This window comes from Thiohalocapsa marina (genome assembly GCF_008632335.1).
Lineage (GTDB): Bacteria > Pseudomonadota > Gammaproteobacteria > Chromatiales > Chromatiaceae > Thiohalocapsa > Thiohalocapsa marina.
The window spans coordinates 104,889-127,815 of the sequence record NZ_VWXX01000004.1 but is presented as its reverse complement, the minus strand read 5'-3'; the positions used below and the strand labels follow the sequence as shown (position 1 = coordinate 127,815).

The window sequence follows — 22,927 nt, the reverse complement described above, 5'->3', positions numbered from 1 at the left end:
GGGGCTGGCGAGGGCGTGGTGCCTCAGTGCATCCGGCCCAGGTATTGTTCGAGCACCGGTGACCAGTCCGCCTCGGTGCGGATGGTGCGCAGCAGCACCTCGTTGACGGCCTCCCGGGCCAGGCTCCCCTGGGGCAGCGCGAAGCCGTAATCCTGCCGCTGCAACACCTGCGGCAGCACCTGCAGCTGGTCCGGGAACTGTGCGGCGATCTGGTAGCGCAGCATGGGGATGTCGTAGACCACCGCATCCAGCTGCCGCTCGGCCAGTTGTTGCAGGGCATCGGGCAAGGTGTCGACCACCCTGTGGCGGACAGAGTGCTCCTGCAGAAAGCGCGCGCTGGTGCTGTCCGCCCCCACCGTCGCCACGCGGGACGCATATAGGTCGTCCAGCCCCTTGATGCGGTGATGCAGCGCGCCAACGGTTAGCGAGGTGGCGATGGCCGCGGTGAAGCTGGAGATGACGATGATGCCGGCAAACATCCAGATGATGCCGATGAGCCGACCGAGCAGTGTCGTCGGCGCCTTGTCGCCGTAGCCCACCGTGGTCATGGTCACCGCCGACCACCACAGCCCGGAGCCGATGCCGCGTACCGGGTCGGACTGGAACTGGTCGTTGCTGCGACGCTCCGCCAGCCAGATCAGCACGCCGACGGCGGCGAGCAGGGCGCTCAGGCCGGCCAGCACGCCGAGGAAGGGCGCGGAGACCAGGCCCTTGAGCACCGTGATCACCTCGCCGCCGGGGTGCCGGTGGACGGCGATGCCGAGCCCGGAGGTGTGGAACGGGTGCGTGAAGTCGACCCGCTGCTCGCGTTCGCTGGTGATGGTCAGGGCGGCGGCGGCGACATCGGCCTGGTCCTCGGCGATGGCGTCCAGCATCTGCGTCAGGCCCATGTCGACGAAGCGATAGTCCAGGCCGAGCTGTTCGGCGATCTCGCGCCACAGGTCGATGCTGATGCCGCTCCAGTTGCCGTGGCCGTCGACGATGGCGAAGGGCGGGGCGTGTCGGGTGGCCACCAGCCAGGTGTCGTCGGCCGCGTCCTGCGCGTCCTCCGTGGCCTGTGCCAGCCCCGGTGCAGAGCCCAGCACGAGCCCCAGCCCGAGCCCGACCCCCAGCAGCCAGGCGGTCAGCCGTCGTCGCATCATGCGTTCTCCTTGTTCTGCCCAGGGTTCTGCCCAGGATTCCGCTCCGGGTTCCGCTCCGCGCGAAAGGTCTCGATCAGCAGCAGCGCGACGCCGATGGTGATGGCGCTGTCCGCCAGGTTGAAGGCGGGCCAGGGGTTGAACATGGCCAGCGGGATGAAGGGCAGGTAGACCTGCACGAAGTCGATCACGTGACCGATGGCGAGCCGGTCCACCAGGTTGCCGATGGCGCCGCCGATGATCAGTGACAGGCCGATGGCCAGCAGGCGCTCGTCACGCCCCAGCCGCAGGATCCACAGCGCCAGCAACACCGTGACCAGCAGCGCAAAGCCGGCGAACAGCCAGCGCTGCCAGCCGCCGGCATCGGCCAGCAGACTGAACGCGGCCCCCGGATTGAACATCAGGGTCAGATGCAGATGGGGCGCGAGTTCCAGCGGCTGATAGGGCGACAGGGCGTTCATCGCCAGCCACTTGCTGGCCTGGTCCAGCAGCAGCACGGCCAGCGACAGCCATAGCCAGTGCCGCATGGCTGCGCTGGACCAGGCCGCCGCGAGACTACGCAAAGCGGCGTTCCTCGCCGGCACCGGCGACGTTCTCGACGCAGCGGCCGCATAGCTCGGGGTGCTCGGAATGCGTGCCGACGTCGGCGCGGTGATGCCAGCAGCGCACGCACTTGCCATGGGGGCTGGCGGTGACCCGCGCCGCCAGGCCTTCCAGTTCGGTGTCGCGGGCATCGGCGGGCGCTTCCGTCGTCGCATGCACCCGGGCGGCGGAGGTGATGAGCACGAAGCGAAGCTCCTCGCCCAGGCGGTCGAGGGCGGCCTTGAGCGGCGGCGCGCAGTAGAGGTCCACCTCGGCGTCCAGCGCGGCGCCGATCAGGCCCTGGGTGCGGGCCGTCTCCAGTTGCTTGCCGACGGCGGTGCGCACCGCCAGCACCTGCGCCCAGAGCGTCCGGTCCAGGCCGTCGCCGTCCTCCAGCGCGAACAGCCCCGGATACCAGGTGGCGGTGAACACCGTCTGCGGGCGCTCGCCGGGGATGTGTTGCCAGATCTCGTCGGCGGTGAAGCTGAGTATGGGGGCCAGCCAGCGGCTCATGGCCTCGACGATGTGGTACATCGCGGTCTGGCAGGAGCGGCGTGCCCGGCTGTCCGTCTGGGTCGTGTATTGACGGTCCTTGATCACGTCCAGGTAGAAGCCGCCCATGTCCACCACGCAGAAGTTGTGCAGGCGGTGGTAGATCAGGTGGAACTGGTAGTCGCGGTAGGCGGCGGCGATCTCCTGCTGCACGCCCAGGGCGCGGTCCACCGCCCAGCGGTCCAGCGCGAGCATGTCCGCCGGCGCCACGAGGTGCTGCGCCGGATCGAACCCGGCCAGATTGGCCAGCAGGAAGCGGGCGGTGTTGCGGATGCGACGGTAGGCGTCGGCGGTGCGCTTCAGGATCTCGTCGGACACAGCCATCTCGGCGCGGTAATCCGTTGCCGCCACCCACAGCCGGATGATGTCGGCCCCCAGGGTCTTCATCACCGCTTGCGGGCTGATCACGTTGCCCAGGGACTTGGACATCTTGCGGCCCTGCTGGTCGACGGTGAAGCCGTGGGTCAGCACCTGCCGGTAGGGCGCGTGGCCGGTCATGGCCACGGAGGTCAGCAGCGACGACTGGAACCAGCCGCGATGCTGGTCCGAGCCCTCGAGGTACAGATCCGCCGGGGCGTGCAGGCCGTCGCGCTGCTGCAGCACGCTGAAGTGGGTCACGCCGGAGTCGAACCACACATCCAGGGTGTCGCCCACCTTCTGGTAGCGCGCCCCCTCGGCGTCGCCCAGCAATTCCTCCGGCGTCAGTTCAAACCAGGCCTCGATGCCCTTGTGCTCGATGCGCCGGGCCACCGCCTCCACCAGCTCGGGTGTGCGCGGATGCAGCGCGCCGGTGTCCTTGTCCACCAGCAGCGGAATGGGCACGCCCCAGGTGCGCTGGCGCGAGATGCACCAGTCCGGCCGGTTGCGCACCATGCCGTCGATGCGCGACTCGCCCCAGTCCGGCATCCAGCGCACCTCGCCGATGGCGCGCAGGGCCGCCGTGCGCAGACCGCTCTGCTCCATGCTGATGAACCACTGCGGCGTGGCGCGGAAGATGATCGGCGTCTTGTGCCGCCAGCAGTGCGGATAGCTGTGACGGAAGCGTGTGGCCAGCAGCAGGGCGCCGCGGGCCTTCAGGAGCTCCACCACCTGGTTGTTGGCGTCGAACACGTTCTCGCCGGCAAACAGCGGGGTGCCGGCGACGAAACGGCCGTCGCCGCCCACCGGGTTGTCCACCGGCAGCTGGTAACGGCTGCCCACCACATAGTCCTCAAGGCCATGGCCCGGAGCGGTATGCACGGCGCCGGTGCCAGCCTCGAGGGTGACGTGCTCGCCGAGGATCACCGGCACCTCTCGGTCGTAAAATGGGTGGCGCAGCTTGAGGCCCTCGAAGGCATCGCCGCGGCCGTAGGCGATAACCCGATAGTGCTCGATGCCCCAGCGGTCCATGGTGTCCTTCAGCAGCCCTTCCGCCACCAGCAGGCGCTCGCGGCCCTGACCTTCGGGGCCGTCGCCGTCGGCCTGCAAGCCGGTTTGAAGTCCCGTCTGGACCAGCGCGTATTCGAGTTCCGGATTCAGCGCCACGGCCTGGTTGGCCGGCAGGGTCCAGGGCGTGGTGGTCCAGATGACGACGGACATGGGCCCGTCGCCGTGACCATTGGGCACGGAGTGACAGCGTGCGAACAGGGCCTCTTCGTCCAGCACCTCGAAGCGCACGTCGATGGCAACGGACTCCTTGTCGGCGTATTCCACCTCGGCCTCGGCCAGGGCCGAGCCGCAGTCGATGCACCAGTGCACGGGCTTGGAGCCCTTGTGCAGATGGCCCCGCTCGACGATGCGGCCGAGGGCGCGGACGATGTCGGCCTCGGTGCGGAAATCCATGGTCAGGTACGGCCGGTCCCAGTCGCCGAGCACGCCCAGGCGCTGGAAGTCGCGCCGCTGACCGTCCACCTGCCGCGCCGCGTAGTCGCGGCAGGCGGCGCGGAACTGAGCGGCAGAGATCTTCTGGCCCGGTTTGCCCTTCTTCTTCTCCACCTGCAGCTCGATGGGCAGTCCGTGGCAGTCCCAGCCCGGCACATAGGGGGCGTCGAGCCCGTCGAGGGTGCGCGACTTGACGATGATGTCCTTCAGCACCTTGTTCACGGCGTGGCCGATGTGGATGTCGCCGTTGGCATAGGGCGGGCCGTCGTGGAGCAGGAAACTGCCGGCCTCGGCGCCGGTGCGGGCGGCGCGGATCTGACCGTAGACGTCCGCGTCCTGCCAGCGCTTGAGCATCTCCGGCTCGCGCTGGGCCAGGTTCGCCTTCATCGGGAAGCCGGTCTTCGGGAGATTGAGGGTGTGCTTGTAGTCAGTCACTTGGTTGGTTTCCTGGGCGTGCATCGTCGGTGCGGTGCCGGTCTGAGGCGAGGGAGCCCGTCAGCGAAAGTCAGCGAAGGTCGGGTCGTCGGCGCCGTCGTCACGGGCAGGCCGTTCACGCGGGTCCGCGGTTCTCATCAGAGTACCAAAAGCTGCGCGCCGGGGCTTGGGTCTTGATGCGTCAGCATTATCGAAAAAAACAATACATAAAACTGAAATTATTTTCTAACCCAAGGCTCGCCGCTGGCATTAATGTCATTGCATTTGCTGCGGCGCACAAAAACATGCAGTGCCGCCGCCTTCATCCACCCGGGGACGGTCAGATCCCGCCCCCGGCGATGGCCGCCACAGCCGGCCGGGAGTTGAATCGGAATGACTGCTTCTACCCATTACGACTGCATCATCGTTGGCGGCGGTGTCAGCGGCACCGCTCTGTTGTACGAGCTGGGCCGCTACACCGATCTGAAGCGCCTGCTGCTGGTGGAGAAATACGACCGCCCGGCGCAGGTCAACTCCCATGCCCACAACAACAGCCAGACCATCCACTGCGGCGACATCGAGACCAACTACAGCCTGGACAAGGCGCTGGCGGTGAAGCGTACGGCGTCGATGGTGGTCAACTACGCCACCAAGCTGCCGGCGCGGGAGCGTGACCGCATCATCCAGCGGATGCCGAAGATGGTGCTGGGCGTCGGCCAGCGGGAGTGCGACTATCTTCGCCAGCGTTACCAGGTGTTCAAGGACGCCTATCCGCGCATGCAGTTGCTCACGCGCAAGGAGATCGCCGACCTGGAGCCGAATGTGGCGCTGGTGGACGGCAGCTGGCGCAAGGACGAGATCGTCGCCACCGGCACGCCGAACGACTATTGCGCGGTGGACTTCCAGGCCCTGTCGGAATCCTTCTCCGATCAGTGCGTGCGCATGGATCGAGACAAGCAGCGATTCGGCGACAAGCACATCAACCAGCTGTTCGGTGTCGAGGTGACGCAGATCCGCAAGGATGGCGCCCTGTATCTGCTGGACACCAGTCGCGGGCCCATGCAGGCGCGCTCCGTGGTGGTCTGCGCCGGCGGCCATTCGCTGCTGATGGCGCAGCAGATGGGCTTCGGCCTGGAATACTCCTGCCTGCCGGTGGCGGGGTCGTTCTACTTCGCGCCGGAGGCCCTCAACGGCAAGGTCTACACGGTGCAGAATCCGAACCTGCCCTTTGCTGCGGTGCATGGCGACCACGACATCAAGGAGCGGGGCAAGACTCGCTTCGGCCCCACGGCGCTGATGCTGCCGATGCTGGAACGCTACAACCGCGCCACCATCCGCGACTTCTTCCGCGTGTTGCGCATGGACCGCAATGTCGCCGCCACCTTGTGGAACCTGCTCAAGGTGAGCGACATCCGCAACTACATCCTGCGCAATGCCTTGTACGAGGTGCCGGGGCTGAACCGCCGCCTGTTCGTGAAGGAGATCCGCAAGATCGTACCGGACATCAACGCCAACGATATCGAATACGCCCACGGCTTCGGCGGTGTGCGCCCGCAGCTCATCGACCGGCGCACCAGGGAACTGAAGCTGGGCGAGGTGAAGATCATCGACGGCCACGGCATCGTCTTCAACATGACGCCGTCGCCGGGGGGCACCAGCTGTCTGGGCAATGCCGAGCAGGACATGCGCCTGGTCGCGGAGCACCTGGGCGCCCGCGTGGACTGGGACGCCTTCGAGCGCGACCTGCTCAGTGGCCACGAGGACACCCGCGGCGTGGCACCCGCAGCGCTGGCAGAGGCAAGCTGACCGGCGCCGGTCTTGTCAGCCGGCGTCAGGGCCGCCACACTCGAGCTTTGCGAAGCGTCAATCACAAGACGCAATCCGCATCATCCCACCATCGAGGAGGCCGCCGGTGCAGCACGAGCTGAGGGTCCTGAAGCCCGAGGAACACTTTATCGAGGATGAGCCCTACTACGAGCCGGTCGCGGACGAGATCGCGGTGTTCGAGGCCGCCTACGGCAATGCCCTGCCGATCCTGCTCAAGGGGCCCACCGGCTGCGGCAAGACGCGGTTCATGGAGCACATGGCCTGGCGCCTGAAGCGGCCGCTGATCACCGTGTCCTGCCACGACGACCTCACCTCGTCGGACCTGGTGGGGCGCTTCCTGGTGAAGGGGGGCGAGACCATCTGGGTGGATGGTCCGCTGGCGCGGGCGGTGCGCGCCGGCGGCATCTGCTACCTGGACGAGATCGTCGAGGCGCGCAAGGACACCACTGTGGTGATCCATCCACTGGCGGACGACCGTCGCGTGCTGCCGATGGAGAAGCTCGGCGAGCTGCTGGAGGCGCCGGATGCGTTCTGCCTCGCCATCTCCTACAACCCGGGCTACCAGAGCGTGCTGAAGGACCTGAAGCAGTCCACCCGTCAGCGCTTCGTAGCGCTGGAGTTCGACTATCCCAATGCCGCGCTGGAGCAGACGATCGTGCAGAGGGAGTCTGGCATCGACGAGCAGCAGGCGCGGCAACTGGTGAAGTTCGCGCACATGACGCGAAATCTGAAAGGCCAGGGCCTCGACGAAGGTGCGTCCACGCGGCTGCTGGTGCATGCGGGCAAACTGATCGCCTCCGGTGTGGCGCCGGTAGTGGCCTGTCGCAGTGCCATCGCCCAAGCGCTGACAGATGATGCCGACATGCTGTCGGCGGTGAACGAGCTGTCGGCCTCGCTGTTCTGAAGCCCCCCGTGCGCGATGCCGCGCCACTGTCGGCCAGCGTGCTCGAGGAGCGCATGGACGTCTACCTCGATCCGGCGCTGTCGTCGCGACGCACCGCCGCCGGCCCCGCCCATGACCTGGCCGCCTGCGCCCGGGCGGAGCAGGAGTTCGTGCTGCACTGGGGGGCCGTGGTGGCCCGCGACAATGCCGAACTGGCCTACCAGTTCACCGCCTTCGCCGCCGAGGCGGTGCGCTGCATGGACCTGGAGGCGGTGCAGTCCTGGCTGCTCCATGCCATGGACCTGTACGACAAGAAGGGCCAGATGCCGGCCATCCGCGCGCTGCAGGACGTGGCCGGTTTCGCCGCCAACCGGCAGGAGAAGCTTGCTGGGGCGGTGCTGGAGGAGCAGGCCCCGGTGCTGGAGCGTTTCATCTGCGGCCTGAACGGGCGGCCGTTGCAGATTGCCCGGCATGCGCGCTGCTTCACCGACACCGAGCACATCTTCCTGCCGCCGGTGGTGGGCCGTCTGCCGGACAAGGCGTCCAATCTGCGCCTGCTGAAGGCCATGGCGGTGCATCAGTGGGCGCAGAACTGGTATGGCACCTGGCGTGGCGACGCCCTGCTGCGGGCGGTGCAGGACGGCACCCTGGATGCCGCCGGCCTGGAGCGCTTCCACGCCCTTGAGACGATCCGGCTGGATGCCTGTCTGGCCCGCGACCTGCCGGGCCTGCACCGTGACATGGCCGCACTGCGACAGCGGCTGGACCAAGTGGATGCGGCCCTGCACCGGCGGGCGGATGCGCTGACCCGCCCCGGGGCCGACGTCGCCGACACCCTGCGGCTGGCCGTCGCCCTGCGCGATCTGCCCGCCGACCCCTGCTGCTACCGCGGCGAGCTGGATGCAGCGGCGGTGCAGGCGTGTCTGGCCGTCCGTGCCGCACTGGACCGCGACCGCTTTCGCATCGCGCTGGCGCGGCTGGTGGACGAGCACGACGGCGTGTCGGCTGACGCTGCAGCCGATGACGATGCGGACGCGGGTGCCGAGCTGCGCGAAGACAGCCGCGCGCGCCTGGATGCGCGTCGTCACGACGACCCCGAGGCCCCGAACGGGGTGCGCTTCGAGCTGTTTCTCGATGGCAAGCCCGTGGCCCCGCCGGAGGATCTGGTCTCCACCATGGAGAGCATCATCCAGGATCTGGGCGAGATCCCGCCGGACTATCTGGTCGCCGCGGGTCCCGGCCTCTACCGGCGGCGGGCGCTGCAGCAGGCCAGGGATGCGGATTCGGTCTGGGCTGGCACCTACCACGAGGAAGGGGCCTTTCTCTACGACGAGTGGGACTTCAGCCGCCAGCACCATCGCAAGGACTGGTGTGTGCTGCGGGAGCATGCGCTGCCGGCCGCAGACCTGGTCTTTCACCAGCAGACGGTGCGCAAGTATGGGGGCCTGATCAAGTCCATACGGCGCACCTTCGAGGTGCTGCGCGGCGAGGACCGGACGCTGCGCCGTCAGCCCCATGGCGAGGATGTGGACATCGATGCCCTGGTGGAGGCCCAAGCGGACATGCGGGCGGGCCACGAGATGACCCAGCGGCTGTTTCTGCGCCAGCACAAGGAGGAGCGTTCCATCGCCGTGGCGCTGATGGTGGACATGTCAGGCTCCACCAGGGGCTGGATCAACGACGCCGAGCGCGAAGCGTTGATCTTGTTGTCCGAGGCCCTGACCACGCTGGGCGACCGGTTTGCCATCTATGGTTTTTCGGGCTGGACGCGCAAGCGTTGCGAGGTCTATCCCGTCAAGTGCTTCGGCGAGCCCTACGATGACCAGGTGAAGGCCCGCATCGGCGCAATCGCGCCCAAGGACTATACGCGCATGGGTGCGCCCATCCGCCACCTGACGGCACTGCTGAAGGCGCAGGAAGCGCGCACCAAGCTGCTGATCACGCTCTCCGACGGCAAGCCGGACGACTACGATCCGCAATACCGCGGCGACTACGGCATCGAGGACACCCGCCAGGCCCTGTTCGAGGCGCGCCTGGACGGTGTGCACCCGTTCTGCATCACCATCGACGAGGCCGGCGCGGAGTATCTGCCGCACATGTACGGTGCCGCCAACTATACCGTGGTCGCCGATGTCAGCCGGCTGCCGGCCAAGGTGTCGGAGATCTATCGGCGCATTGCCAGCTGAGCCTGGGGGTTGCTCCGGGATGGCGGAGGCCACGCCACGGACGGCAATGTCGCTGGAGCTCGGGAGTCGGAGTCATGCAAGGGCCTGCCATCCATGGCTTGGGCCTGGACCCGGCGAAAGCCGACGGTGGTCGAGTCGGCGAGGGCGGCTTAGGGGCGCGCCGCTGCAGCCAGGGCCGGGGCGAGCAGCAGAAGGCCGGGCAGGGTTCGCAGTAAGCGCATGCAGCGTCGGCCTCCGGCTATCGAGCTGCAAGCAAATTTGTGATGGCGGATTGCCAGGGCGATTGCTGCCGACCAGCTGATCGGGCGTTGTCTGACGTTTCCGGCCTCGTCCTCCCCAGTCCGGCGCACCCGGGAGAGTTCAGCGCCGCCCGGCTGCGCCTTTCCGGTACTATTATGCGCGTCTTGCGGTGCCGCGCGCCTGCATCCGTCTTTTCCGACCACCAACATCCGGACCCTGCCCCTATGAGCGACGCCCTGAATTATCTCGTCGAAGTGCGCGGTGATGCCCTCGGCCACTACTTCAAGTTCCTGAAGGACAGCGGCAAGCATCTCGACCCCAAGACGCGCGATCTCATCTCGGTCATCACCAAGGTGCATGCACAGACCGAGAACGGCTTCAAGCAGTATCTGACCCGCGCCCTGCGCGACGGCTGCACGCCGCTGGAGATCATCGACGCCCTGCTCATGGCCTTTCCGGCGTTGGGTCTGGCCAAGATCGTCTGGGCCACGGACATCCTGCTGGAGATGGGCATCCCGGAGTTCTCCCCCGAGCTCATCGCGGCCCAGCCCCAGTGGCGTGACCTGATGGCCGTCGCCGACCTGGCCGACGGCGAGGTCAGGCGCGTGGACTGCGGCGCGCGCAGCGTCTTCGTCTATCGCGAGGGCGAGTCGTGCAAGGTCTACGACTCGCACTGTCCGCATCAGGTCACCAATATCCCGCACCTGGCGCTGGAGGGTCTGACCCTGACCTGCCCCAAGCACCAGTGGAAGTTCGACATCCGCACCGGCGACTGCATCGAGAAGGGCAAGCACCCGCTCAAGGCCTTCGAGACCAAGATCGAGGATGGCCGTCTGTTCGCCCGGTGGTAGAGGCACCCGCTGTGCGATGCCGAGCCCGCATCGATTCGGCACGGCATGCCGGCAGGCAGAAGGGCCGCAACCGGGTGGAGACGGCCTGACATGGCCGGTGCCGATGCTTGATCGTTGGCTCCCGGCCGGTATACCTTGACTCGATCCATCCGGTCGGAGCCTGATATGGACCCCTTCAATCGCCCGCGCGGCGACGCCGACATCCCCGTCGAGCCGGACAGCGACCAGTGGTCGGTGCCGGACCTGATCGATTTCGACTATTTCGTCAACGAGGACGAGCGGCGTGCACGCGAGTCGGCCGCAGAGCGGCGTCGGCTCGCGGAGCGGGATCGGGGCCTGTATCGCGAGCGCATCCAGGCCGCCTGCGGCAAGGTTCCGGAACACACCCCGCGGCATCGCAGTCAGGCGCTGCGGCGCTGGTTGAGCACCCGTCGGCGCGCTGAAGATCCGGCCCTGCGGGGCCTCCTGCCGGGGGCCGTGTATGCCCGCGGCCAGCGTCTGGTGACCACCTGGCTGGGTGTGGGCGGCTTTGTCGTCGGCGTTGGCGTGGCCTCCGCGCTGTTGCACTACGACGGTCAGCACCCGGTCAACGTGTCCTGGTACATCTTCGTGCTGGTGCTGGTGCAGCTCTTGCTGGTGGGGCTGACGGTGGGCCTCTGGTACGCGCGGCGCCGTGGCGTCATCCGTGCCGCGGTGGAGGACTTCTCGCTGCTGGGGCATCTGATCAAGCCGCTGTTCGGCCGCACCGCGCGCTGGGTGCAGCGACAGCGCCTCGCGCATGTGCCGCCGGACGTGCGTGAGCGGGCCGAGGCCCGGCAGGGGCTGCTGCAGGGCCATTATGCCCTGTACGGGCCGGCGGCCTATCTGCCGATGCTGATTCCGGTGCAGGTGTTCGGCATCGGTTTCAATGTCGGCGCCATCCTGATCACGGTCGCGCTGGAGTGGTTCACGGACCTTGCCTTCGGCTGGGGCTCGGCGCTGAACGTCGGGCCCGAGACCATCCATGCCGTTGCCCATGTCATCGCCCTGCCGTGGAGCTGGCTGTTCGGCGAAGGGGTCGGCGTGCCGACCCTGGAGCAGGTGGCCGGCACGCGCATCGCGCTGAAGGACCCGCTGTTCCTGTTCGATGCCGACAACCTGCGCTCCTGGCGCTGGTTCCTGGTGCTTGCGGTGTTCACCTACGGCCTGCTGCCGCGCCTGGCGTTGCTGGGGCTGTCGCTGCGAAAGCAGCGGCGGACCCTGGCGGAGCTGCCGTTCACCCATCAGCGTACCCAGGCCCTGTACGCACGCATGCTGACACCGAGCCTGGAGACCCGGGGCGACAGCGGTGCGGGCCCGGAGATGCCGATCCCGGCGCCGTTGCAGCCGTTGACGACGGAACGCGCCGCCCCGCGAGAGCAACCCCCGGCACCACCGGAGACGACGGCTGAGCCGAAGCCAGTGCCAGAGCCGAAGCCAGGACCAGAGGCAGAGCCGGCACCGAAAGCGGAAACCGAGCCAAAGCCAGCACCTGAACCCGAGCCCGAGCCCGAGCCCGAGCCCAAGCCCAAGCCGGAGCCGGAGCCGGAACGCGAGCAGGCAGCCGAGCCGGAACTAAAGCTGGAGCCCGAGCGGAAACCAGCGCCAAGGCCGGAACTGGCGCTGCAGCCCGAAACGACACCGGCGCCCCAGCGAAAGCCAACGCCAGCGCAAAGGCGCGAGCCGGCACCAAAGCCAAAGCCGCAACCCAAGCCTGCGCAAAAGGGCGAGCCGAAGCCTGAGTCAGAACCGAAGCCGGAGCCGGAGCCGAAGCCAGAATCCAAGCCCGAGCCAAAGCCCGAGCGCAAGGCCGAACAAAGGCCGGAGCCGAAGCCAGCACCGCAGCCAAGGCCGGCGCCGCCTGCTCGCCCGAGTCTGGCGCCGGGCGCCACGTCTCCGGGCCGGAAGCCGGCGCTGCCGGAGATCGCGGCGGATGCCTGCATCCTGCTGATCCATGTGGACGTGGCCGATGTGCTGGAGGCGGAAGACCACGGCCGGCTGCAACGGCTGTTGCTGGAGCAGAGCGGCTGGCGCGTGGCGGCATCGGCCACCTTCGGCGGCGGCCGCCGGATGGCCGAGCAGGCGCTGGGGCTGATCCATGACGCCGGCTGGCAGGCGCCGCCGGCGCGGGTGGCGCTGCTGCAGGACGGGTCGCAACCCCCGATTACCGAGAGCCTGCGGTTTCTGCGTGCCGTGCGGGCCGCGGCCGGCGAACAGGCGCAGATGCTGCTGACCCTGGTGGGCGACCCGGAGGGCGATGACCCGCTGCCGCCGCTGTCGGCCTTCGACTTTGGTGACTGGCAGCGCAAGATCGAGCAACTGGGCGATCCGTATCTGCGTCTGGAGATGCTGACCGGGCCCAATGAGGAGGCAGTGTGATGGCGGTCCAAGCGACGGAGACGATCCCTGTTCTGGCCATCATGGGGCATCCGAACGCGGGCAAGTCCTCGGTGGTGGCGACGCTGACCGAGAACGACCGCATCGAGATCGACAAGCGCGCCGGCACCACGACCCGTTCCGACGAGTATCCGGTGGTGATCGACGGGCGCACCATCATGGTGTTCATCGATACGCCGGGTTTCCAGAATCCAAGCGACATCCTGGAATGGTTTCAGGCCCATGCGGAAGAGCGCGATCTGGCCGGCGCCTTTTTGGCGGAACACGGCGATGACCCGCTGTTCAGCCACGACTGCGCGCTGCTGCGGCCGGTGGCTAACGGCGCCGGCATCATCCTGGTGGTGGACGGCTCCAAGCGCATCAAGGAGAAGGACCGCACCGAGATGGAACTGTTGCGCCTGACCGGCCGGCCGCGGATGGCGATCCTGAACAACCTGACCACGGTGGACCGGCACATGCCCGCCTGGCAGGACGCGCTGAACAAGTCGTTCAACGCCGTGCGCGAATTCAACGCCCACCGGGCCACCTACGCCGAGCGGGTGGCGCTGCTCAGTGCGCTGAAGACCATCGATCAGCGCTGGGAGCCCATGCTGAACGAGACCATCCGCACCTTCGAGCACGACTGGGAGCGACGCATCGACGAGTCAGCCGGCGTCATCATCGAGCTGATGCGCGATGCCCTGACCTTCAAGGTCACCCGGGTGGTGAAGGTCGACGACCTGGGCTCGGAGGACGAGCGCGAGGCGATCCGCCTGCGACTGGTGCGCGCCTTCCAGGACGGCCTGCGCAAGCTGGAACTGGATGCCCGCCAGCAGATTCGCGCCAACTTTCGTCACCACGTCTGGGACCTGCCGCCGGATTCGCTGCTGAGCAAGGACCTGTTCTCCGATGAGGTGGGCCATGCCCTGGGCCTGACCCAGCGCAAGCTGGCCGTGGCCGGCGCCGCCGCCGGTGCGGCCGCAGGCGGTGCCATCGACCTGGGCGTCGGCGGGCTGTCGTTCGGTGCCGGCGCCCTTATCGGTGCCGCCGCCGGCGGGGTGCTCGGCATCCTGGGCGGCGCGGCGCTGGCCAAGGTGGACATCCAGCGCACCCTGGGGGTGGAACGCTTCAGCATGGGGCCGGTGACCAATCCGCGCTTCCCGTTCGTGCTGCTGGATCGGGTGCTGCTCTACTGTGCCCAGGCCATGAACTGGTCCCACGGGCGCAAGGCCGCTGACGAGGATGCGCCGAACCGGGTCCCGGATCGACCGGTGAGCAAGAAGCAGGGCTACACCGACGACCTCACCAGCGTCGACCAGAAGGCCCTGGTCAAGTTCTTCGCCGCCGCCCGGGCCGGCAAGCGTGGGCCGCACGAAGAGCAGGCGCGGGTGATCATCAAGGGCCTGCTGCGCGAGTTGTCCTGCGGCGAGGTGGACGCCCGGCTGCATCTTTGAGCCGGTGCGGCACGGTGCCGGCTGCCGTCGCCGCACACCGCAGTTGACGGAGCACAACCCTCTGCCGGCCGTCCCGTGCGGACGGGTGCTTGGTGGTGGTGCATGGCCCAGGGGTTGCTGCTATACTGTCAGGCATTCTTGACATCAAGGTTAGTTGACACTCGTGACGATGGTTCCTCAAAACGCCCCGGCGCAAGGTACCGCAGGGAAGAGTGGCGGGAGCGCAAGGCCCCATGCCGTGGTCATCGGCAGCGGCTTCGGCGGTCTGGCGGCGGCGATCCGTCTCGGATATCGTGGCTACCGGGTCACCGTGCTCGAGAAGCTGGACAAGCCCGGCGGGCGCGCCTACATGCACGAGCGCGACGGCTTCCAGTTCGACGCCGGCCCCACCATCATCACCGCCCCCTTCCTGCTGGACGAGCTCTGGCAGATGTGTGGTCGCCGCTTCGACGAAGAGATCGACCTGCGGCCGATGGATCCCTTCTACCGCATCCGCTTCGACGACGGCGCGGAGTTCGACACCAACGGCAACGCCGACTTCATGCGGGGCCAGGTGGCCAAGTTCTCCCCCGGCGATGTCGCCGGCTACGACCGCTACATCGCCGAGAGCGAGAAGATCTTCCAGGTCGGCTTCCAGCAGCTGGGGCATGTGCCCTTCACCCGCTGGCAGGACATGGCCAAGATCATCCCGAAGATGGTCGCGCTGAAGAGCCATCGCAGCGTCTATTCCATGGTCTCGTCCTATGTCAAGAACGAGCATCTGCGCGTCGCGCTGTCCTTCCATCCGCTGCTGATCGGTGGCAATCCCTTCTCGGTCACCTCCATCTATGCGCTGATCTCCTATCTTGAGCGTCACTGGGGTGTGCATTCGGCCATCGGTGGCACCGCCGCCATCGCCCGCGGCATGGCGGATCTGATCGAGGGCCAGGGCAACACGCTGCGACTCAATGCCGAGGTGGCGGAGATCACCGTCGACAAGGGCCGCGTCACCGGCGTGCGTCTGGCGGACGGCGAGCGCATCCCGGCCAATGTGGTCGTCTCCAATGCCGATGTCGCCTGGACCTACCGCAACCTGCTGCCCGGCGTGAAGCGCCGGCACTGGACCGATCGTCGGCTCGATCGCGCCCGCTACTCCACCGGCCTGTTCGTGTGGTACTTCGGCACCCGGCGGCAGTATCCCGAGGTCAAGCACCACACCATCCTGCTCGGCCCGCGCTACAAGGGCCTGCTGGATGACATCTTCCACCGCAAGCACCTGGCGGACGACTTCAGCCTCTATCTGCACCGGCCCACGGCCACGGATCCGGCGCTGGCGCCGGCGGGCTGCGATACCTTCTACGCCCTGGCGCCGGTGCCGCACCTGGACGGCGACGCCGACTGGGTCGAGCGGGCGGAGCCCTACCGTCAGGCCATCTGCGAGCGGCTGTCCGACACCCTGCTGCCGGATCTGGAGAATCAGCTGGTCACATCCTTCGTCACCACGCCCCTGGACTTCCAGCACCGCCTGCTGTCGTTCAAGGGGGCCGGGTTCGGTCTCGAGCCGGTGTTGCTGCAAAGTGCCTGGCTGCGGCCGCACAACAAGAGCGAAGAGGTCGAGCACCTCTACATGGTCGGCGCCAGCACCCATCCGGGCGCCGGTGTCCCCGGTGTTATCTCCACTGCGCGCGTCCTCGATACGGTGGTCCCCGATGCCTCTGTTTTTGCCTCCTGATCCCTGCTTTGCCGAGCCGGCGGACATCGCCGCCTGCCGTCAGTTGCTGAGCAACGGCTCGAAGTCGTTCTTTGCCGCGTCGTTCTTCCTGCCGAGGTGGATTCGTCAGCCTGCCTCGGCGCTGTACGCCTTCTGCCGCATCGCCGACGATGCCATCGACTGCGTGGAGGATCGTGCGGCTGGCCTGGCGCAGCTGCGCGAACGCCTGGATCGGGTCTATGCTGGAAGGCCCATGGCGCATCCGGTGGATCGGGCCTTTGCCGGCGCGGTGGAGTGCTTCGCGATGCCGCGGGAGCTTCCCGAGGCGTTGCTGGAAGGCTTCGAATGGGATGCCGATGGTCGCGACTATCGCGACATCTCCGGTGTGCTGGACTACTCCGCGCGCGTGGCCGCCGCCGTCGGCGCCATGATGGCGGCGCTGATGGGGGTGCGTTCGCCCGAGGTGCTGGCCCGTGCCTGCGATCTGGGTTCGGCGATGCAGCTCACCAACATCTGCCGGGATGTGGGCGAGGACGCCCGTAACGGTCGCATCTATCTGCCGCTGGACTGGTTGCGTGAGGCCGGCATCGAGCCCGAGGAGTTCCTGGCGGATCCGGTCTTCAGTGATGCCCTGGGTTCAGTGATCCAGCGCACGCTGGATCTGGCCGAGACCTTGTATCAGCGGGCGGAGTCCGGCATCGCCCGGTTGCCCGTGAGCTGTCGGCCGGGCATCTATGCCGCGCGCCTGCTCTACGCCGAGATCGGCCACGAAGTGGCCAGAAACGGCTATGATTCGGTATCCCGGCGCGCTGTGGTGCCGGCGGCGCGCAAGATCGGCCTGCTGAGTCAGGCCGTGGCTGTGACCCCCTTCCCCGGGGGCGAGTGCGACGCCCCGCCGCTGCAGGAGAACCGGTTCCTGGTGGAGGCCGTGGCCGCCGCCCCGGTGCCCGCGGCCCTGCGCCGTGGGGGGCGCTTGGCGGGGCCCGCGGCCGCCCCGCCGCGCAAGCGGATCGGCGAAAAGGTGGTCTGGGTGCTGGATCTGCTGGAAACCCTGGAGCAGCGCGATCGCCTCGCTGCCGCGCGCAACGAGGACATGCTGCCCGCCCTGCGTAACGGAGGCTGAGCCATGCGCTATTATCTGGGTGTCGTCTGCCTGCTGTTTGGCGCCTTTCTGATCTACAGGGCCATCGATCACCGCCGGCGCGTGCTGAAGGCGCGGGCCCTGGCTGCAAGCGATGGTCCGAATGGCGCCGCTGACGGCGAGTCGAACATCGATCCGTCGCTGCTGCGGATGCGCACCGCCATGCTGCCGTTCTATGCCATGTACGGCGCCTTCGCGTCGCTGTTGCTGGTGGGCGGCTACTTCCTCTCCGACTTATCCGAGCACCTCTCCCTCCTCGACCTGTTCGGTCTGGTGGTGCTGGCCATCGCCTACAGCGTCTTTATGGTCATGCGCGCCGCCTACAGCCGGCTCGGCCTCGACCTGTCGCGTCTCTGATTAGACGCTGATTTGTTGGCCATCCTGGCCAAAGATCAGCACGCGATTCGAAAACGGGGGGCCTCCTGCCCCGCACGGGAAATGCTGAATAAATCAGCATTTCCTCAGGGCGACGCCAGGTTAGCGGCGCGAAACCGGTAGGCCTCGTCGATGAGGGCGAGCCGCGCCCGCTCTCGGCCCCAGCGTTCGATACGGGTACGCGGCACGGTCTGCTCCTCTGTCCAGATGCGCCAGAGCAGCGCTGCATTCTCCCAGTAGGCCCCGGCGATGTAGTGGCCGTCGGGGCTGAAGGCCGCGCTGGCGACGCCGCCCAGGTCTGCGCGCAGTGGCAGGAAGGTGCTGATCTGCTCGATGTCACCGGATTCGGAGCCATCCCGGAAATCAGACTGGGCACCGGCATGGCCACCGGGACCAGGGGCGCGCCATAGTCGCAGGCTGCCGTCGCGGGAGGCGGTCAGCATCCAGTCGCCATCGGGGCTGAAGTCGGCCCGATAGATGCGGTCCTCGTGTCCCCGCAACACCGCCCGGGGGGTCCCGTCACGCCCCCACAGCCGGGCCGTCTTGTCCAGCGAGCCGGTGAGTATCCGGCGCCCGTCCGGCGCGATATCCACACTATAGACGCGGCCCGTGTGGCCTTCGAGATAGGCGCCGAGGCGGCAGTCGACGGTCTGCGGATCGATGTGCACCAGGGCCGCGCGGCTGTCGCTGCCGGCCGCCGCGAGCAGCCGGCCGTCGCCGGACAGGGTCAGGCTGCCGACGGGGCCGATGCCGAGGTCGAGGGCGCAGCGCCGTGACCAGCCGGAGGCCGCATCGCCGGCGGCCGGGTCATGGGAGAGCAGCCGCAGGGTGCCGTCCTCGTCGCCGGTGGCGATCAGCGTGCTCGCATCCAGGGCGCGGATGGCAGCGGCGGTGACCCCGACATTGCCATGGGTCAACGCCGGTCCGGCATCGATGGGGGCGCAGCGGGCGATGGAGAACAGCCGCACCGGTTCTGCCGAGGCATCCGACGTGGTCAGCAGCCAGCGCTCGTCGGGCCCGAACAGGGCGTTGTAGACGCGCCCGGCGTCGTTGTCCGGCGTGACCGGTAGCACGCAGGTGCTGCCGGAAATCAGGTCATGCACCTGGGCCGTGCCGTCGTAGGCGGCGGAGGCCAGCCGTCGCGCCGAGCCGGAGAAGCGGACCTGGCGTACCCGATCGGCATGGGCCTGCAGGTTCAGCAACGGCTCCGGGGGCGGCTGGGTCTGGGTGTTCGCCTGCGCCTTCGATGGTCGTGGCGACGACGCTGTGGGTGTCTGCAGGGCGCCCGGCGTCGCGCGGTGATAGCGCCAGACGCGCACACCGCCATCATAGCCGGCGGTGGCCAACAGCAGCGGCAGGGTTGTGCCTGGCGGCGTCTCAGCTTGCATGCCGTTGGCCACGCCAGGGTCTTCACCGGGGCCCTCGCCGGGATCCGCACCGGTGCCGGAATGGGCGAGCTCCGGCGGCGCGATCGCCAGGCTCAGATCCCATACATGGTCGGGGTGGGGCAGTTCGAAGGCCAGTCGGGATCCGGGCCGCACACTCCACAGGCGCGCGCTGCCGTCCTGCCGCGAGAAGGTCTGCACACGGCTGCCGTCGCGGCTGAAGGCGGCGGCGCTCAGGGCGCCGTCGTGGCCCAGTACCGCCAGCGGCTTGCCGGTCTCCAGGCCCCACAGCCGGGCCGTCTGATCCAGGGATCCGGTCAGTACCAGGGTCTCTTCGGACGGGCCGACCGGCGCTGGTCCCATCGCCAGGCTGGTGATGCTGAGCCCGTGATTGCCCAGCACCACTGCTTGACGCGAACCGTCCAGCGACCAGCGCACCACCTGACCCTGGTCGTCCGCCGCCACCAGGAAGGCGCCATTGGGGGCAAAGGCCACCTCGCGCACCGCGGTGCGGTGGATCTTGAACGGCTCACCGCCGATGTCGCTTTCGGCGAGCTCGTCGAGGGGCCTGCCGTCGCCGTGATACAGGCGCACGCGTTCATCGACGGCGGCGATGGCGATGCGCTCGCCAGCCGCGTCGAACACGGCGCTGTTGAACGGGCGCCCGAGGGGGCCGTCGGCGGGCAGCGAGTGCAGGATGTCGCCGCTGCGCAGGTCGATGATATGGGTCCGGCCAAGAGCAGATGCGGTCAGTAGCCGGTCGCCCTGGGGCGAAAAGCTCAGGCCGCGGATCTCGCCTTCGTCGAATGTCCGCTGCAGCAGCACGCGGCCGGGCTGCTGCAGGTCGACCACGCAGACCGCGCCATCCGCGCTACCCAGGGCCAGGTAGCGACGCGCGGCATCCAGCCGAAGGGCGGTCCCGGGCGGGCTGCCACAGGGATAGCGCGGCGGGGCTTCGGCCTCTGCCGGTAGTGCCCAGATGCCCGCGGGACCGATGCCGAACACCGTGCCGTCGGTGGCGATGACCAGGCTGTGCAGGCCAAGTCCGTCGCCATGCAGCGCCTGGTCGGGCACATAGCGTCCATCGGTGAGGCGCCACAGTTGCGCGCCCTGTTGCGGCGTGATGGTGGCCAGCAAGGTACCGTCGGCGTCGAAGGCGGGCCGGTGCGGATCACCGGGGTCGGCGTCACCGGACCTGGCCATGGCCAGCAGCCGATTGCGGCTGAAGGCCAGGCTCAGGGTCTGCACCGCCTGGTGCGGTAGATCCTCGCCGGCGGCGATGGCCTGGATCACCGCCTGCGGCGTGTTACCGCGGGTGATGTGCAGGTCCGCCTCCTTGAGCTGGCCGCGGTGCAGGTTGATCCGGGCATCCCGCGACGCCTGCCAGGCCAGGCCCGCCGCGCCGGTGGCGCCAACCAGCAGCGCCAGCAACATGACGCCGAAGGCGCGCACCAGCCGGTTGCGGCGACGCACGAAGCCGATCTGGGCGGCGGAGCGCTGCAGGAACTCCTGCTCCACCGGCTCCAGTTCTCCGGCAAAGGGGTCGGCGAAGCGCCGGGCCGCCGCATGGCTGAGTTCGCCGTAGAGATACTCGCGGTTGCAGTCGGTGCGCTTCCACAACAGCGCCTGCCGGGTGAGCTGACCGCGAACCTGCAACAGCCGGCGGTTGTCGGCATCGCGCAGCCAGTCGCGCACCGGCGGCCAGTGCCGGATCAGGGCCGGATGGCTGAAGCTGGCCACCGGATGGTAGGCGGCCAGGTCCACTGCCGGCGCCTCGGCGGGGCCGTCTGCGGCCGCCGCGAGCGTCCGCTCCGGCCGGGCGCCTGGCTGCGCACTCGGGTCCTGCGCGGCCGCCGGCCGCTCCTGTGGTGGGCGCCAGTGCGCGGTCCAGTCGCGCCACCATTGACGCCAGGCCCCCTGCAGGATGCCCAGCAGGCGCTCGTCCGGTTGCTCGCAGGGCACCAGCCGGGTCGGATCCGGCACGCCCTCGGCGATGACCAGGTGCGCGCGGATCATCGCCCGGAGCAGGGCAGCGCAGTCGGCATCGGCGCGCAGCGCCCGCAGATCGCCCTGCCGGATGACGGGCCGCAGACCGTCGGCATCCAGGCCGATCAGGGCCCGACACAGCCGCGGCAGGGCCGCGCGCTGGCGGTCGTCGAGCCCGCTCCAGAGCCGCTGTGCCCGTTGCAATACCTGGCCCGCCAGCGCGTCGCCCAGCGCTGGGGTCCGCGTTGGGCTGGGGGTCGAGATGGGGATCGGCAGGCTCGGGTCGGCGTCCGGGGCGGCCTGGCCCAGTGCCTCGCGATAGAACCGGTCCAGCAGGCCCTGCACCGGGGGCGCCCAGAGCCGGAGCCGCGACGCCTCGGCTTCGATCTGTTCGACCAGACCCGGTCCGCGGGCCTCCCCGACGGACCGTCGGCGCGACCCCCGGCCCGGCACCGCGCGTTGCTCAGGGGCCGCTTCGGTTTCCCGCTCGCGTTCCGGTTCAGGTTCTGGTTCCGGCCCCGACTCCGGCTCGATGCCGGCGATGCGCAGCGGGATCTCGACCACCTGCCGGATCCGCGCCGTCGGCAGGGGCTCGAGCTCGATCCAGCGCGCCGGCGTCACCAGCTCCAGCAGTCTGTCCAGCGCCGCGAGGCGGGGCAGGGCGTCGCTGCGCAAGGATGCGACGACCCAGATGGCGGGGATCTCGGCGAGGGCGCGTAAGGCCCTGGCGAAGGGCTGCAAGGTGTCCGGTTCGTTGGCTTCGAGCAGATCTTCGAGCGGGTCCAGGATCAGGGCGAGCCGGATCGAGGCATCCGGGTCGGCGCTGGCGGGGGTGAGCTGGTGCAGTGCGCTTTCGATCTGGCGCGCCGCCAGCTCCGGTTCGCCGGCGAGCAGGCGCTCGAACTGCGCCACCGACAGCCCGAAGCGCGACAGCGGATCGCCCAGGGCCTCGGTGCGACACAGGCCGGCGGCCAGGGCGCCCAGCGGCGTCGGCGCATCGGCCAGGGGATCCGTCAGCACGCAGCGCACGCCGGCGATCCGCTCGAACAGGAACGGCCGCGCCAGCCGTGCCGCCAGTCCCGCGCGCAGCAGCGAGGTCCTGCCGGCGGCGCCGGGGCCGCTGAGCAGCAGAAAGCCGGGTTCGTCCGCGCGGCGGGCCTCGAGCCGGCCGAGCAGTTCGCGGATCTCGCGCTCGCGGCCGGTGAAGACCCGCTCGTCCGCCACCTCGAAGGGCCGGTCCGGTCGGAACGGGCTCCCCTGCCAGTGGGCCGGGCCGGCGGCGGCCCGCCGCTCGGCGCTGATGCGGCGGTTGAGCAGCTTGCGCAGCTGCACCTCCACCAGCTCGCGGAATGCGGCGTCGTTGTCGAAGGTGCGGAAGGCGCGGCGAAAGGTGTTGTCCGGGTTGAAGAAGTGTTCGCGGAAGAAGGTCTCCAGCCGGCGTCGGTCCTCCATCGCCTCTTGCGCCGCGGCGGCGTCGGTGATGTCCACCAGCTTCGCCGCCGTCTTCTTGTACACCAGTACCTCCGGGCGCCCGTCGCGGGACGAGGCCTCAACGGCACTGAGAAACTCCCACTCGGTGCCGGTCATGCCGCGGTAGGGCTGCTGTGGCAACGGTGAGCCGAGCCGTGTCCACAGGATGACGAGGACGATGTCGCAGTCGGACGGGTGCGTCAGCCCGGCCTGGAAGGTGCGATCGGCGGTGAGTGCCTCCTCTTCCCACAGCACGGTCTGCAGGGTGAAGTAGGGGATGTATTCCTGCGCCAGGCGTTCGACCACGGCCTTGACGGTGGCGCGCTCGTGCTCCACGTCGGCGGGGGATGAAACGAAGATGCGTACCCGGTTGTCTGGCATGGACTCTGGCGACCCGCGAGGACCGAAGTCTCGATGGCAACGGCTGAAGCGACTGATGTGCGGACTATAGCGCAGTCGGCTCGACAGTCGGCCGGTCGCTCGGGGTAAAATCCCCGA

General features: G+C 68.6%; 13 protein-coding genes. 9 read left to right on the top strand and 4 right to left on the bottom strand.

Annotated elements, in window-relative coordinates:
- Positions 1-23: 23 nt before the first annotated feature.
- From F2Q65_RS04610 to ileS, 3 genes are read right to left on the bottom strand one after another with little or no spacing between them, the layout of a single operon-like run.
- The gene (locus tag F2Q65_RS04610) at positions 24-1,142 is read right to left on the bottom strand and encodes a transporter substrate-binding domain-containing protein (RefSeq protein WP_150090901.1); all 1,119 of its coding nucleotides are present in this window, start codon (positions 1,140-1,142) and stop codon (positions 24-26) included.
- On the bottom strand, positions 1,139-1,666 hold the full coding sequence (lspA, locus tag F2Q65_RS04605) for a signal peptidase II (RefSeq protein ID WP_150091092.1): 528 nt from the start codon (positions 1,664-1,666) through the stop codon (positions 1,139-1,141). The genes F2Q65_RS04610 and lspA overlap by 4 nt, the downstream gene beginning before the upstream one ends.
- A gap of 28 nt (positions 1,667-1,694) precedes the next feature.
- Positions 1,695-4,568 carry an isoleucine--tRNA ligase gene (gene ileS / locus F2Q65_RS04600; protein WP_150090899.1) on the bottom strand — a complete coding sequence of 958 codons (2,874 nt, stop codon included), beginning with the start codon at positions 4,566-4,568 and terminating at the stop codon, positions 1,695-1,697.
- A 372-nt stretch (positions 4,569-4,940) separates the two neighbouring features.
- Between ileS and F2Q65_RS04595 the strand changes: the two genes are divergently transcribed.
- The 9 genes from F2Q65_RS04595 to F2Q65_RS04555 all read left to right on the top strand — a co-directional run bounded on the left by F2Q65_RS04595 (position 4,941) and on the right by F2Q65_RS04555 (position 17,570).
- Complete coding sequence (locus F2Q65_RS04595; protein WP_150090897.1) at positions 4,941-6,353, top strand: FAD-dependent oxidoreductase; 1,413 nt, start codon at positions 4,941-4,943, stop codon at positions 6,351-6,353.
- A 106-nt stretch (positions 6,354-6,459) separates the two neighbouring features.
- A complete protein-coding gene (locus tag F2Q65_RS04590) occupies positions 6,460-7,278 on the top strand; it encodes a CbbQ/NirQ/NorQ/GpvN family protein (RefSeq protein WP_150090895.1) in 819 nt (272 codons plus the stop codon).
- A gap of 8 nt (positions 7,279-7,286) precedes the next feature.
- Positions 7,287-9,443, top strand: a complete 2,157-nt coding sequence (locus F2Q65_RS04585; RefSeq protein ID WP_150090893.1) for a nitric oxide reductase activation protein NorD — start codon at positions 7,287-7,289, stop codon at positions 9,441-9,443.
- Positions 9,444-9,907: 464 nt separating this feature from the next.
- Positions 9,908-10,534 carry a Rieske 2Fe-2S domain-containing protein gene (locus F2Q65_RS04580; RefSeq protein WP_150090891.1) on the top strand — a complete coding sequence of 209 codons (627 nt, stop codon included), beginning with the start codon at positions 9,908-9,910 and terminating at the stop codon, positions 10,532-10,534.
- 165 nt (positions 10,535-10,699) lie between these two features.
- Entirely contained in the window at positions 10,700-12,931 is a 2,232-nt protein-coding gene (locus F2Q65_RS04575; RefSeq protein ID WP_150090889.1) for a DUF2868 domain-containing protein, read from the top strand.
- A complete protein-coding gene (locus F2Q65_RS04570; protein WP_150090887.1) occupies positions 12,931-14,382 on the top strand; it encodes a GTPase/DUF3482 domain-containing protein in 1,452 nt (483 codons plus the stop codon). The genes F2Q65_RS04575 and F2Q65_RS04570 overlap by 1 nt, the downstream gene beginning before the upstream one ends.
- 169 nt (positions 14,383-14,551) lie before the next feature.
- Positions 14,552-16,093: a phytoene desaturase gene (locus tag F2Q65_RS04565; RefSeq protein ID WP_150090885.1), complete on the top strand. Its 1,542-nt coding sequence runs from the start codon at positions 14,552-14,554 to the stop codon at positions 16,091-16,093.
- Positions 16,071-17,195 (top strand): phytoene/squalene synthase family protein, encoded by a 1,125-nt coding sequence (locus F2Q65_RS04560; protein WP_150090883.1) that lies wholly within the window; start codon positions 16,071-16,073, stop codon positions 17,193-17,195. Before F2Q65_RS04565 ends, F2Q65_RS04560 begins: the two co-directional genes overlap by 23 nt.
- 3 nt (positions 17,196-17,198) lie before the next feature.
- Positions 17,199-17,570 (top strand): hypothetical protein, encoded by a 372-nt coding sequence (locus F2Q65_RS04555; protein WP_150090881.1) that lies wholly within the window; start codon positions 17,199-17,201, stop codon positions 17,568-17,570.
- Between the two features lie 104 nt (positions 17,571-17,674).
- Here F2Q65_RS04555 and F2Q65_RS04550 read toward each other — a convergent pair whose 3' ends face one another.
- The gene (locus F2Q65_RS04550) at positions 17,675-22,810 is read right to left on the bottom strand and encodes an nSTAND1 domain-containing NTPase (protein ID WP_150090879.1); all 5,136 of its coding nucleotides are present in this window, start codon (positions 22,808-22,810) and stop codon (positions 17,675-17,677) included.
- Positions 22,811-22,927 lie beyond the last annotated feature (117 nt).

What these genes read in the sequence shown, in the direction of transcription:
- F2Q65_RS04610 (WP_150090901.1), bottom strand. Translation starts at nt 1,142, where the DNA reads ATGATGCGACGACGGCTGACCGCCTGGCTGCTGGGGGTCGGGCTCGGG.
- lspA (WP_150091092.1), bottom strand. Translation starts at nt 1,666, where the DNA reads ATGCGGCACTGGCTATGGCTGTCGCTGGCCGTGCTGCTGCTGGACCAG.
- F2Q65_RS04595 (WP_150090897.1), top strand. Translation starts at nt 4,941, where the DNA reads ATGACTGCTTCTACCCATTACGACTGCATCATCGTTGGCGGCGGTGTC.
- F2Q65_RS04580 (WP_150090891.1), top strand. Translation starts at nt 9,908, where the DNA reads ATGAGCGACGCCCTGAATTATCTCGTCGAAGTGCGCGGTGATGCCCTC.
- F2Q65_RS04575 (WP_150090889.1), top strand. Translation starts at nt 10,700, where the DNA reads ATGGACCCCTTCAATCGCCCGCGCGGCGACGCCGACATCCCCGTCGAG.
- F2Q65_RS04570 (WP_150090887.1), top strand. Translation starts at nt 12,931, where the DNA reads ATGGCGGTCCAAGCGACGGAGACGATCCCTGTTCTGGCCATCATGGGG.
- F2Q65_RS04565 (WP_150090885.1), top strand. Translation starts at nt 14,552, where the DNA reads ATGGTTCCTCAAAACGCCCCGGCGCAAGGTACCGCAGGGAAGAGTGGC.
- F2Q65_RS04560 (WP_150090883.1), top strand. Translation starts at nt 16,071, where the DNA reads ATGCCTCTGTTTTTGCCTCCTGATCCCTGCTTTGCCGAGCCGGCGGAC.
- F2Q65_RS04555 (WP_150090881.1), top strand. Translation starts at nt 17,199, where the DNA reads ATGCGCTATTATCTGGGTGTCGTCTGCCTGCTGTTTGGCGCCTTTCTG.
- F2Q65_RS04550 (WP_150090879.1), bottom strand. Translation starts at nt 22,810, where the DNA reads ATGCCAGACAACCGGGTACGCATCTTCGTTTCATCCCCCGCCGACGTG.